The 12,903-nt window shown below is 40.2% G+C and carries 10 protein-coding genes; 6 read left to right on the forward strand and 4 right to left on the reverse strand.

Annotated features, from left to right (window positions below):
* Window positions 1–132: 132 nt before the first annotated feature.
* The 4 genes from ACGHIY_RS00990 to ACGHIY_RS01005 all read right to left on the reverse strand — a co-directional run bounded on the left by ACGHIY_RS00990 (window position 133) and on the right by ACGHIY_RS01005 (window position 4,010).
* Window positions 133–1,233 carry a metal ABC transporter permease gene (locus ACGHIY_RS00990; RefSeq protein WP_012863795.1) on the reverse strand — a complete coding sequence of 367 codons (1,101 nt, stop codon included), beginning with the start codon at window positions 1,231–1,233 and terminating at the stop codon, window positions 133–135.
* Window positions 1,230–2,195 (reverse strand): metal ABC transporter permease, encoded by a 966-nt coding sequence (locus ACGHIY_RS00995; RefSeq protein ID WP_278618593.1) that lies wholly within the window; start codon window positions 2,193–2,195, stop codon window positions 1,230–1,232. The genes ACGHIY_RS00990 and ACGHIY_RS00995 overlap by 4 nt, the downstream gene beginning before the upstream one ends.
* On the reverse strand, window positions 2,192–2,923 hold the full coding sequence (locus ACGHIY_RS01000) for a metal ABC transporter ATP-binding protein (protein WP_004697906.1): 732 nt from the start codon (window positions 2,921–2,923) through the stop codon (window positions 2,192–2,194). Before ACGHIY_RS01000 ends, ACGHIY_RS00995 begins: the two co-directional genes overlap by 4 nt.
* Window positions 2,924–3,068: 145 nt before the next feature.
* Window positions 3,069–4,010, reverse strand: a complete 942-nt coding sequence (locus tag ACGHIY_RS01005; protein WP_390525599.1) for a metal ABC transporter solute-binding protein, Zn/Mn family — start codon at window positions 4,008–4,010, stop codon at window positions 3,069–3,071.
* A gap of 464 nt (window positions 4,011–4,474) precedes the next feature.
* On the opposite strand from ACGHIY_RS01005, the gene ACGHIY_RS01010 reads away from it, so the two are divergent.
* From ACGHIY_RS01010 to cooS, 6 genes are all read left to right on the forward strand, one after another.
* Complete coding sequence (locus tag ACGHIY_RS01010) at window positions 4,475–4,852, forward strand: energy transducer TonB (RefSeq protein WP_120055772.1); 378 nt, start codon at window positions 4,475–4,477, stop codon at window positions 4,850–4,852.
* A gap of 10 nt (window positions 4,853–4,862) precedes the next feature.
* Window positions 4,863–5,210 (forward strand): TonB family protein, encoded by a 348-nt coding sequence (locus ACGHIY_RS01015; RefSeq protein WP_316704086.1) that lies wholly within the window; start codon window positions 4,863–4,865, stop codon window positions 5,208–5,210.
* A gap of 229 nt (window positions 5,211–5,439) precedes the next feature.
* Entirely contained in the window at window positions 5,440–7,056 is a 1,617-nt protein-coding gene (locus ACGHIY_RS01020) for a PAS domain-containing protein (RefSeq protein ID WP_390525600.1), read from the forward strand.
* A gap of 366 nt (window positions 7,057–7,422) precedes the next feature.
* Window positions 7,423–9,051: a phosphoenolpyruvate carboxykinase (ATP) gene (locus ACGHIY_RS01025; RefSeq protein WP_008715251.1), complete on the forward strand. Its 1,629-nt coding sequence runs from the start codon at window positions 7,423–7,425 to the stop codon at window positions 9,049–9,051.
* A gap of 246 nt (window positions 9,052–9,297) precedes the next feature.
* A complete protein-coding gene (locus ACGHIY_RS01030) occupies window positions 9,298–10,203 on the forward strand; it encodes a LysR family transcriptional regulator (protein WP_004697697.1) in 906 nt (301 codons plus the stop codon).
* A 409-nt stretch (window positions 10,204–10,612) separates the two neighbouring features.
* Window positions 10,613–12,748 carry an anaerobic carbon-monoxide dehydrogenase catalytic subunit gene (gene cooS / locus ACGHIY_RS01035; RefSeq protein ID WP_278467046.1) on the forward strand — a complete coding sequence of 712 codons (2,136 nt, stop codon included), beginning with the start codon at window positions 10,613–10,615 and terminating at the stop codon, window positions 12,746–12,748.
* Window positions 12,749–12,903: the final 155 nt, after the last annotated feature.

A 12,903-nucleotide genomic window follows, 5' to 3' on the forward strand; every position in this document is an offset into this window, starting at 1 on the left:
TAGATAGTCATTGACGTGAATGCAGTTATTAATAGGATGTAAGACTATTAGTTAAAAATAAAAGAAGCTGAAATCTTTGCAAGCAGCATTGATTTCAGCTTCTTTTTGTTGGGAAAAGTATTGGTATTGTATTTAAATAATCTCTTTAACTTGTGCTATACCCTTATCAGTAAGCACGTAGTGTCCATTTGTCACATATAATAGACCTTGTTTCTTTAGCTGTGAAGCAGCTTGATGAGTATAATCAGGCCTCCAGTTCAAATGCTCATGAATGGTACCAATGCCGTTTTCAACGTGCGCGATAGGTGTATCCATATGTGTATAAATATGGCATAGCATCATCGTTTCCCGATAGTGGCGACGTAAATGACGTTGACGACGGTATGTGGCGATATAGCCTGTCTTCGGTGTTGCGATAACAGCGATAATTAGTGCAATACCGATGGTGGTTGCAATAGAACCCGCGATGGATACGTCCATGGTGAAAGATACTTCCGTACCGACGACAGCACAGATAATACCGATGATGATACTGCTAGTAAGCATGGCTTTCACAGAGTCCGTCCATAAATAAGCGATGACCGCAGGCCCAATCATGAGGCCGATGACGAGAATGGCACCTACCGCTTGGAATGAGGCTACAACGGTGAGGGATACCATGGTCATGAGTACATAGTGGATGAGGGCTGGCATAAAGCCGAAGAGCCCCGCTAGTAGCGGATCAAAGGTAGATAATTGCAATTCCTTGTAGAACAGCATGACTAAAATTAAATTGATGAGCGCCACGCCTAGGGAAATCCATAGCGATATAGGCCCCAAGTCGGTGCCGCTCACAATCCATCGATCAAAGGGGGCAAAGGCTATTTCGCCGAGTAATGCGGTATCTACATCGAGATGAGCGTTACCGCTGTATAGGCTGACTAGAATGATGGCGATAGAGAATAGAAGCGGGAAGATGATGCCGATAGACGCATCTTCGTTGACAAGCCCCGTATTGTGTATCATTTCTGTAAGCCATACGGTGCCTACACCAACTAAGGTAGCCCCGACGAGTAGAAATGGAGAGTTTAAATCTTCCGTCATAAAGAAAGCGAGCACGATGCCGAGGAATACGGTGTGCGTAATGGCATCGGCCATCATGGACATGCGACGCAATACGAGGAAGACCCCAGGGATGGCACATGCGATGGATACCGCAATGGCAATGAGCAATATCTCTGTATGAACTGTCATGGGGCACCTCCTATGCGAGGTTGTGCGTCCTCTGCTACGCAAATACTTTGCTGTGCCTTGGATTTGGGAGCCCTCGTGGTTTCTAACAATAATGCGTGCTTTGACTGTCTATTTTTACGGAACTGCCAGAGCATACCTCTGTTAGGAGCAAAGATGAGGCTCAATAATACGAGAATCGATAAAATGACGATGATAGCTGGACCTGTCGGTAATTTTGGAACTGATGTACTCCAGATAGTACCGCCGATGGCGGATATCATGCCGAAAAATCCTGCTAATATACACATGGTGCCCAGTTTATTCGTCCACTGTCTTGCCCCAACGGCGGGTGCAATGAGGAGGGAGCTAATCAAGATAGCCCCTACCGATTGAATGCCGATAATGATGGTCATGATTAATAATGAACGATATAAAATAAGGGTGAAAGTGACGGGAATTTGTAGTGTTTTGGCGTATTCCACATCGAAGGAGATGAGCTTTAACTCCTTCCAGAATAATGCGGTTAACACGATGATGATGAGCGCTGCTGCAGATGTGATGTACACGTCGCGCGCTAATATGGTGGCTGCCTGTCCAAATATAAATTTTGAAAGCCCTGCTTGACCAGCATTGTTTAAGCTTTGTACATAGGTGAGCAATACCATACCGAGCCCAAAGAAGGCAGAGAGTATGGTGGCTAAAGCGCCATCAAATTTGATTTTGCTGTTTTCTACGGTGATGGTAATGAGCCAAGCCGCAGTGATAGAGGATAGGGCAGCACCTGCGATGAGAACTTCGATGTCCTTGATGCCCGTCAGCAAGAAGGCAATGACCACACCGGGTAGTGCTGCATGAGATAGGCCGTCACCGATGAGGCTTTCCTTGCGAAGTACCGCAAAAGTACCAGCGATACCGCTAGCGAGGCCTAATAACGCCGTGCCGAGCAGTACCATTTGCGTCGTATAGGATTGGAGTATGGTCATACAATCCTCCCCTTGCCGTAGGTGCGCTCAATAGCTTCGTCCGTAAATGTATCTGCTACGGGGCCATAGGCGACAGTTTGTTTGTTTACCATCGTTACCCAATCGAAATATTGGGGCACCGTATTTAAATCGTGGTGGACGACGATAACCGTTTTGCCTCGAGCTTTCATTTCTTGTAAAAGCGAAATAATAGCATGCTCTGTGGTTTTATCGACGCCCTTGAAGGGTTCGTCCATGAGGTAAATATCTGCCTCTTGGACGAGAGCTCTTGCGAGGAAGACGCGTTGTTGTTGTCCCCCTGAAAGCTGGCGAATTTGTCTGTCCACATAGTCGCTCATGCCCATTTTTTCAATCATGGAGAGGGCGAGTTCCTTATCCTTTTTGCTAGGACGCTTAAACCAACCTAGATGACCATAACGGCCCATGAGTACTACATCTAGTACTGTGGTAGGGAAGTCCCAGTCTACGCTGCCACTTTGAGGGACGTAGGCGATTTTTTTGTAATCGTTTTTGTCCATCGCTAAGTGGTGATCGATATAAAATTTTACACTTCCTGAGATAACTGTTAGTAGACCGAGCATGGCCTTTAATAATGTGGACTTACCGGCCCCATTAGGGCCGACAATGGCCGCTAAGGAACCGATGGGTACCTTCATATCTACGTCCCATAATACGGGTTTTGTCGTATATGCTACGGTCATATCTTCAACTTCAACGGCCCATTCCATGGAAACCTCCTTGTATTAATGAGTGCCACTAACTAATATTGCTAGTAGCACATGTACTTACAATAACAAAGTAAATTTGAGTCTATTTAAGTTAGTATATGTAAATTTAATTTGTTTTATATAATTAAGAAAATCTAGCAATTGATTATTTAAGTGCTTTGGTAATTGTATCAATATTGGCTTTTACCATGCCGATATATGTACCGCCTTCAGTGCCTTCGGAGCCGAGAGAGTCGGAATATAATTCGCCACCGATGGCAACATTCCAGCCTTTAGCCTTAGCTGCTTCTTGAACGGCTTCAATTGTTTTATGTGGTACAGAAGACTCTACGAAAATCGCTTTAATTTTGTGGTCTACGATATATTGAACCAGTTCATTCACATCTTGTGTGCCTGCTTCTGTAGCAGTGCTTACACCTTGCAAACCTTTTACTTCAAAGCCGTACGCGTGAGCGAAGTATTGGAATGCATCATGAGCTGTTACAAGTACGCGAGATTCTTTCGGAATAGATTCTGCTTGAGCTTTAACGTACGCATCAGTTTCATCTAACTTAGTAAGATATGCGTCATAGCGTTTTTTGTAATCTTCTTTATGAGCCGGATCGGCTTTAGCAAGACCTTCGTATACTGCTTTTGCTGCCAGTTTCCAGTTAGCAACGTCAAACCAAATATGAGGGTCTTTTGTTTTTACACCATCTTCTTCGTCAAAGTCGAGCAATGTAGCTGGATCAATGGCGTCAGATACGCGGATGGTCGCTTTATTTTGCTTTGTTAGGTTATCGAAAATGGAGCCCATTTTACCTTCCAAGTGAATGCCGTTGTATACTACTACATCCGCTTTAGACATAGCTGTTACATCGCCTGCACTCGCTTGATATAGGTGAGGGTCTACACCAGGTCCCATGAGACCTTGAACGGTTACATGGTCACCGCCGATTTCTTTTACTAAATCCGTTAACATCGTCGTTGTAGCTACGACATTAAGTTTTTTCTGACTATCTTGGGCTGTGTCTTTTCCGCAGCCTGCAAGGGCAAATACTATAAGTGCTAATGATACGACGACTAATAAAATTCGATTAAATTTCATAATAAGCCTCCTTTTTAATAGATACTAAATTTAAAAACATTAATGACTTTGTTTGAGGGAAATATTTTGTTCTAATAATGAAATAATTTGAAGAAGGAAAATATCTCTCTGAATCTAAACGGAAAAATAGCCGCTACTAACGTAGCGGCTAGTGGCAGTTATACGGTCTTCTGCTAAGGTCAAAATAATCTAGGGAATAAGTGCTTGTAGATGGCTAGGCCCAATGAGGGCAACGATACCAAGTACCATCATGACCTTCATTTGAATACGCTTTCTACGTCTCATGATGAACCTCCTTTGTGTAGTTTTTTGTCATATCAACTAGATATGTGAGTTCGAACAGTTATCTTAAATTCAATATATCATAAATGAGAAATTTTATCAATAAGAATTTATTCTTTTAATATTCATCTTTATTTAGTATGATATTATGCATAGATAAAAGGTTAATAAGGAGGCTTCTTATGAATAAATTATTCCGATACGCTGCTGCAGCAGTACTTGTTGCATCTTTTGGCATGTTAGGTGATTATACAGCTGATGCGGCAAAGTTTTTAGAATCTCCAAGAGAGGTTACTATTGTAAAACCAGAGTTGCCTGAGATTCCTCAAACCGCTACGGTAGCGCCTGATATGCGCGTACGCTTCTTGATTGATAAAAAAGGTAATGTTAAAAATGTTTTCGTAGAGCGCTCTTCTGGATATGCTCCCGTTGATGAAGCAGTAAAAAAAGCAATTTTGCAGTGGAAGTTTACCCCTGCTATTGGCACAGATCAAAAGGCACACGAATCCATTATTGGGATGACAATTACTCTGCCTAAGCAAGCTGTGAAAGCTAAATAAGGAGAAAACGATGAATAAAGTGTTGCGTTGTATTATCTTAAGCTCATTTTTTGTAATGAGTATGATAGCTTCTGTGTTGGCAGCTCCATACGATCCACCAGTAGCTATAGCTACACCACCTATTGACCGAGCACTGCTCGCCGCTTATGGTGAAGCAGCTCATGGTGCGGATATACGTTTTACCATCAAGGAAGATGGTTCTGTAGGGGACGTTGAAGTTGTCTCATCTAGTGGCTCTAGTGCGCTTGATGCCGCCATTGTTGATACTATTTCTAAATGGAGATTTAGCCCTGCTACAGATTCCAATGGTAGACCTGTAGCATCTTCTAAAACTGAATATATTGATTTTAAAAACTAATTAAAGACACTTATAGAGAACTGCACCCTAAAACTTGGACACAACTTTTGAGGTGCAGTTTTTGTATGCCAAAATATTCTAAAAAATAAAGTAAGGTTATTCTTTTTCATAATATTGGATGTGTAAATTTTAAAAATAAATCAAAATTGTATCTATAGCAACTGAAAATTACTTTCAAAATGATATAATAAAAATATAATTATAGATTAGCCTGTGGAGGTATAAGCATATGAATCCATTAAAACAAAAGCTAGATATTAACAATGAACGTTACAGAATTATTGTGTCCATTAAAGAAGATTATTTAGATGGTAAATTGTCCTTAGAAGAGGGCAATCGCATTTTAAAAGAGAAACTAGGTACTTGTACACCTGATGAGTTTGCCTATGCAGAGCAAAGCTTGAAAGGTGTTTACAAGGACGAAGAAATCCTAGAGAAAATGGATGATCTCTTAGATCTATTTGACGGCGTTTTGGTGCGTGCTGAAAATGAGTATCCTGAGAACCATCCGTTGTGGGCGTACTTGGAAGAAATCAATGCTGTTGAAAAGGTAGCCCTTGAAGCAGACGAATTGTTGAAACAAGAGAATTTTATCAAAAATCCGTGGCTCGGCGTTTTTGATTCCTTAGCAGAGTGGAGAACTCATCTATCTCGTAAGCAAAATCAACTCTATCCGATGCTTGAGGACCACGGCTTTGATCGTCCAACGCGCATTATGTGGACCTTTGATGATGCTGTGCGCGATGCTATCTCTGCATCCTATGCATTGCTTCGGGAAGATAAGTATGAAGAATTCCTAGCGTCTGTGCCAGAAACTTTGGCGAAATTACGGGATTTGAATTCTAAAGAACTAGAAGTCTTATTGCCAACATCTTATAAATTGTTGAGTGACGAAGAGTTTGTGCGGATGAGTAAAAATGACCATGAAATTGGTTATGCTATCATCAATGCGCCAGGTTTATATGTAGTGCCAGGTATTAATGATTCTGCGGCGCAATTGAATGGCAATAATTCAGCTCAAGGTGGTGCTGTATCTAACGAATTTTTAAATGATTTAGCTGGCTTGCTATCTAAATATGTAGGCCCTGTTGGTGGGGCGCCCGCTGGTAAGGATGCAGTCCTCGATGTAGCAACGGGTAAATTGACATTAGAGCAAATTAATTTGTTATTCCGTCATCTCCCTGTAGATTTATCCTATGTAGATGAAAATGAACTAGTTAAGTTCTACAGCGATACACCACATCGTATTTTCCCTCGCAGCGCGAACGTTATCGGTCGTGAAGTGAAGAATTGCCACCCAGCGAAATCTGTTCATATAGTAGAGGAAATCGTAGAGAAGTTCCGTTCTGGCGAGCAAAGCCAAGCGGAGTTTTGGATCAATAAACCAGGCTTGTTCATCTATGTTATTTACACAGCCGTACGCGATGAAAATGGTAAATTCCGTGGCGTATTGGAAATGATGCAAGACTGCACTCATATCCGTGAGCTCGAAGGTTCCCGTACATTATTGACTTGGGATAAAACTGATTTTGTAGGCGATGGTGGTAAGGAAAAATCCTTGGCTCAAGAGGCTGCAGAAGAGGTAGAAGAAGAGCCGTTAACAACTGATGCGGATGGTCGATTCCATATCGATGCGAAAACGACATTATCTAATCTAATTAAACAATGCCCAGAAATTGTAGATCATTTGATTTCTTTAAATCCTAAATTCGAGAAATTAAAAACACCTATGGTAAAAGTAATGGCTAAGGTAGCAACAATTAAGATGATGGCAGAACGCGGCGATTTTGAGGTAGATGATCTAATTAGTAAAATCGACGCATTTATCAATAAAGATAAGAAATAATTGTATTCTTTAAACGCTAAAGAGGCGAGTTCTTAAGAGCTCGCCTCTTTTTGCTTTGTTATTTGACTAGTTGTTTTGTAAATAGGTTTAGTTACTTTGTAACTATGTCTAGTTTTAAGATACTCTATTGAATACTAATAGTTTTATGCAGCTAGGTATTAATTTATCGCATTATAAATGTGCTGCACTAATTTAAAATAAACATACATTAATTTCCTATAAATCATCTGTTTTATGTATACAAATTTGACTGAAAAGGGTAAAATAGAAAATAATGAAAGTATTTGCCTAAGCAGTGTTTTCATATACAACATTACTTTTACAAGCGAAATTGCTAATATATTTAAAGGTGAGGATCTAGATACTATGTCTACAAGACGCGTTTGGAAGCAAAGTGAAATTAAAACAAACCCATTATTTTCTATGATGCGCAGTACAATTGAAACTGCATTCTATGGGAACAATGTAACTCCTGTAACATCTGTGGCACAAGCGTATCAATTAGCCTCTGAAGAGCCAGGTGTTATCGTCCTCGATATGCCGGTATTTAAACCATTAGAACAAGGTTTGCCAGCTGATGCAAAGGTCCTTGTTACAAATGATGGTAAAACTACAGGTCGTTATGCTAAAGCTCGTCGTATTATTGGCGACGAGGGCATCGATGAAGTTGAACTCGCGAATATTGCACGTGATGCTGTGTATGATAGCCGCAATAAAGAGTGGATTTCTGCAGAATCTATCGTTGGTCTTGATAAAAAATTCACAGCTCGTGCTCATTTGATGATTCCAAAAGATCACGCGTCCATTTTGTATTCTTGGCTCATGAACTTCAAGTTCTTTGATGCAGCTGTAAAAGAATTCTACAATGACAGTGTAGAGATTCCAGAAGGCGACATCTATATTTACTCTGATCCTGACTATGTTGTACCAGGTCATCCAGGCGGTCTTGCTATTTTCGACCCTGCTCATAACTGTGCTATGATTCTTGGTATGCGCTACTTTGGGGAACATAAAAAAGGTACACTTACACTTGCGTGGTCCTTAGCCAATCGCTTCGACTATGTTGCTTGCCACGGTGGCATGAAACGTTACAACCTTGAAGGTGGTAAATCCTACACTATCGGTGTATTCGGTTTGTCCGGTTCCGGTAAATCCACATTGACTCATGAAAAACATGATGGTCGTTATGATATTTCTATCTTGCATGACGATGCATATATCATCAATACTGAGGATTTGAGTTCTATTGCTCTTGAACCTACGTACTTTGACAAAATGCAAGATTATCCTGTGGAACATCCTGCTAACGAATTCTTGTTGACGCTACAAAATGTAGGTGTAACGATGGATGAGGATGGCCGTAAGGTTGTACTGGCCGAAGATGTGCGAAACAGCAATGGACGTGCTATTAAATCTCAATTCTGGACAGATAACCGCGTAAACTACGTAGGTGAACCTGTTAATGCCATAGTATGGCTTATGAAAGATAAAACATTGCCACCAATCCTTAAGATTTCCGATCCTGTATTGGCTTCTACAATGGGTGCAACCCTTGCGACTCGTCGTTCTACAGCAGAAAAACTTGATGCTCACGTCGATCCAAATGCGCTTGTTATCGAACCATATGCAAATCCATTCCGTACATATCCATTGGTTCGTGATTATGAAAGCTACAAAAAATTATTCTCCAAATGTGGCGTTGAATGCTACATCATGAACACCGGCTTCTTCTTGGAAAATAAAATTCCTAAAGAAGTTACTCTTGATTTATTAGAACGTTTGGTAGAAGGTACATTAGAATTTAAACCATTCTGTGAATACGAAAATCTTTCCTATGTAGAGGTTCCTGGCTTTGAACCTCCATTCGAAGTGCGCGAGTATCATCATCAATTGCACCAAGCTTTTGAGTTCCGTTATGATTATGTAGAAAAACTTAAAGGTCATAAAAACGAATTACCTCAAGAAGTATTGGATGTACTTAAATCTTTAATGTAATCTAAAAATTAAAAAGGGTTGTAATAGAATGGGGCTGTAATAGAATGCGGCTTTACCGCATCCTATATGTAGTTCGTTTAACTTATAAGACATACCAAGAAATTTAGGTTTGTAAGATACTAAATTTCTTGGTATTTTTTTATTTTCCCATGTATATGTAACGTATATTTTAGTAATATATAGTTATAATAGAAATAATGTTTTATTATAAGACTTGTATATGTATATAGTTATAAGGACTCGTATATGGACATAAAAGACATTAAATATATTAGTACCATCGTTGAGATGGCATCATTCTCAAAGGCATCTAAAAAATTATATATTTCTCAGCCAGCGTTGAGTCAGGGGATTCGTCGTATTGAAGCAGAGCTAGGAGTTACGTTGTTTGTTCGTGATCGTACAAAAGTCGTGCCAACCGCTGCGGCGTTACAAATTGCAAAAGAGGGCATGCCGTTAGTTTTAAAGGCGGAGGCTTTAACGCAATCTATCATTAATCAAGGCACAGATGTAGCCTATCATGTGCGTATCGGCTTGTCTCAATTTTATGGACATCATATGCTCGGGAAAACATTGAAAAGCTTTCAACAGATTGAACCGTCTTGGGAGTTCCATGTTGTAGAGGGTGAATCTCACTTCTTGGAACAGCAAATTTGTGATGGTTTAGTAGATGTAGGGTTATTCCCAACGCCGATTTATTCTCAGGATCTTGAAAGTTATCCCGTTTTAGATGAGCAGATTTTATTGGCCATTAGTGTGGAAAATAAGAAGGCTATAGCCATTGCAGATTCTCTCATGACTGGTGATGGAATTCGAGAAATTGCACCCTTTGGAGCATTTCCGTTTATTTTGCTAAGAGAAGGACTCAAATTACGGACGTTGGTAAACCGTTTATGCCAAGCGGAATGCTTTGTGCCCAAAGCCGTCATTGGCTCTGAAACTCTAGATTCATGCCGGTCCTTGGTAGAAGATGATTATGGTATTACATTCTTGCCGAGCACGCTCAATAGCAAGGGGGATGACGATAAGGTTAAATTCTATCCTCTTGCATCGAAACTTTGTTTCCGCCAATTAGTTCTTGTGGCAAGGTCTGATCGGGCAAAACGTTTCCATTTATCTGAAGTAGCACATATCATGCAGCAATTTTTGTAGTGCATAGGTATAAAGATATTTAGGTGGCATATCCTGAGGGGAGGATCATATTAATAAATTAATAATTAATACATAAATTAATACGTAAATCAATCAATTAATCAATAAAATAAAGAGACTAATTCCTGTAAAGTTTAGGAATTAGTCTCTTTTTATTTATGAAAAGAAACTGAAAAAATCGAATTTAATAAATATAGTAATTATCATATTCTTAGATATAGATGCGTCAAAAATTTCTCAAATTTTAATTGACAAATGTCTTTTCAGAAAATATACTTAAAGTGATTTAAAACATATTTAGGAGATAGGACTTAAAACCCATCATTGTAGTGGATTTAAAGTGAATTAAAAGTAGAATATGTTTTTTGTTTTTATTGGTTGGCCTATGTAGGCCCCTAGGAGGTTTCAAATGAGTAAAGATGTGGAAAATAAAAATACCCATGAACACAATCATGGTGAACAACATGGTCACGACCATAATCATGAACATCATTGCCACTGTGGCGGTCATGATGATCATGGTCACGACCATAGTCATGCAAAGGCTCTTCCGACGGATAAATGGGTGCCACACACTCATGAACCAGGGGTACCTCATGAACATGGTGTAAATGACTACATGAAAGCTGTTGCTGAGTATCGTAAAACATGGCCTACAAAACAAGATGTAATTGAACAAACACCAGATCCTGCTGTGCGTGAAATGATTCTTCGTATGGAGCAAATCGGTTGTGATACGGTATTTGACCGCTTTGATAAACAACAACCACAATGTACATTTGGTATTGCTGGTATATGTTGTCGTATCTGTTTCATGGGCCCTTGTAAAATTACACCTAAGAGTCCTCGTGGTGTCTGCGGTGCGGATGCTGACCTCATCGTAGCTCGTAATATGACACGTGCTGCTGCAGGTGGTTTGACTCAACATGGTGCACATGCTCGTGAAATCTTGATTTCTTTGAAAGCTGCTGCTAATGACCAATTGGACATTCCAATTTTAGGGGAAGAAAAAATCCGTACTGTATGTAAGGCTTTCAACATCCCTGAAGAAGGTCGTTCCTTGAAAGAAGTGGCTAATGATTTAGCAGATGTATTGCTCGAAGATTTGAGCCGTGCATTGCCAGGTGAATATAAAACAATTACAGCTATGGCTCCTGCAGAGCGTCGCGAAGTTTGGAAAAACTTGGATATCTTGCCTGTTTCCGCATACAATGAAGCCTTTGATGCATATCATCGTACAACCGTAGGTACAGATGGCGATTGGGAAAGCAATATGAAACAATTCTTGCGTTGTGGTCTTGCTTTCACATTCACAGGCGTAGTAGCGGCAGACATTGCTACAGATGCATTGTTCGGACAAGGTGGTCGTCGTACTTCCAAAGTTAACATCGGTGCCTTGAAAAAAGGGTATGTTAACATCGCTGTTCATGGTCATTTACCAACATTGGTATCCCAAATTTGTAAAATTGGCGCCTCTGAAGAATATTTAGAAAAAGCAAAAGCTATCGGCGCTAAAGGTATCCAATTCTACGGTATCTGCTGCTCTGGTTTGTCCAGTATGTACCGTTATGAAAATGTTATTCCATTGTGTAATGCTATCGGTGCTGAGCTTGTACTTGGTACAGGCGCTCTTGATTGCTGGGTAGCTGACGTTCAAGACGTGTATCCTGCTATCATGGACGTAGCACGTTGCTTCAACACAAAGGTTATCACTACGTCTGATGCAGCTCGTTTACCAGGTGCTGAACACATCGGCTACGATCATCATCACACTAACTTGGCTGAAACAAAAGATTTGGCTCGCAAAATTTTGGATCGTGCTCTTGAAGCGCATGAATTGCGTAAAGGTATGCCTGTATTCATTCCGCCATACGAAATCACAGCAGAAGTTGGCTTCTCTCCAGAATCCACTGTTAAACATTATGGTTCCTTCAAACCATTGGCAGAGGCTTTAAAATCTGGTAAAGTTCGCGGTATCGTTAATGTAGTAGGTTGTTCTAACCCTCGCGTTATCTACGAAAAAGCTACTGTAGATATTGTTGATACACTTATTAAAAATGGCTGTATCATCCTTACAAACGGTTGTGCATCTTTCCCATTGATGAAACTTGGCTATTGTAATACAGATGCTAACAAGAAATGTAGCCCTGCATTGCAAGAGTTCTTGGGCGATGATCAACCACCAGTATGGCATGTGGGTGAATGTGTAGATAATGCGCGTTCCTCTGGTATCTTCGGCGGTATTGCTGCAGAACTTGGCCTTAACTTACCTCAATTGCCATTTGCTATGTCTAGCCCTGAATGGTCTAACGAAAAAGGTATCGATGCATCCCTTGGTTTCCGCTTGATGGGGATTAACTCTTATCACTGTGTTGAGCCACCTACACAAGGCTCTGATGCCGTTACAAAATGGCTCAAAGAAGACACTAAAGATATCTTAGGCTCTGTTATGTATGTAAATACGGATCCTGCTAAAGTAGCTGAGAAAATTTTGGCAGATATCGATGAAAAACGCGCTGCTTTAGGTTGGGCTGAAGTAAAATAGTAAGATAGAAATTAGTAAATTGTAGTTTATAATAAAAAACGCTCAAAAGCGTAATGGTTATTGTATTTCCTTAAGCTTTTGAGTGTTTTTCTTTTTAAGAGAATATAGTATTACTTGTTAATTCGTGAGTCCTTATAAACCCTTTACTATTAACC

Source organism: Veillonella parvula, assembly GCF_042850485.1.
Lineage (GTDB): Bacteria > Bacillota > Negativicutes > Veillonellales > Veillonellaceae > Veillonella > Veillonella parvula_Q.

Coding starts and splice junctions, on each gene's coding strand:
- ACGHIY_RS00990 (WP_012863795.1), bottom strand. CDS start 1,233: ATGACAGTTCATACAGAGATATTGCTCATTGCCATTGCGGTATCCATC.
- ACGHIY_RS00995 (WP_278618593.1), bottom strand. CDS start 2,195: ATGACCATACTCCAATCCTATACGACGCAAATGGTACTGCTCGGCACG.
- ACGHIY_RS01000 (WP_004697906.1), bottom strand. CDS start 2,923: ATGGAATGGGCCGTTGAAGTTGAAGATATGACCGTAGCATATACGACA.
- ACGHIY_RS01005 (WP_390525599.1), bottom strand. CDS start 4,010: ATGAAATTTAATCGAATTTTATTAGTCGTCGTATCATTAGCACTTATA.
- ACGHIY_RS01010 (WP_120055772.1), top strand. CDS start 4,475: ATGAATAAATTATTCCGATACGCTGCTGCAGCAGTACTTGTTGCATCT.
- ACGHIY_RS01015 (WP_316704086.1), top strand. CDS start 4,863: ATGAATAAAGTGTTGCGTTGTATTATCTTAAGCTCATTTTTTGTAATG.
- ACGHIY_RS01020 (WP_390525600.1), top strand. CDS start 5,440: ATGAATCCATTAAAACAAAAGCTAGATATTAACAATGAACGTTACAGA.
- ACGHIY_RS01025 (WP_008715251.1), top strand. CDS start 7,423: ATGTCTACAAGACGCGTTTGGAAGCAAAGTGAAATTAAAACAAACCCA.
- ACGHIY_RS01030 (WP_004697697.1), top strand. CDS start 9,298: ATGGACATAAAAGACATTAAATATATTAGTACCATCGTTGAGATGGCA.
- cooS (WP_278467046.1), top strand. CDS start 10,613: ATGAGTAAAGATGTGGAAAATAAAAATACCCATGAACACAATCATGGT.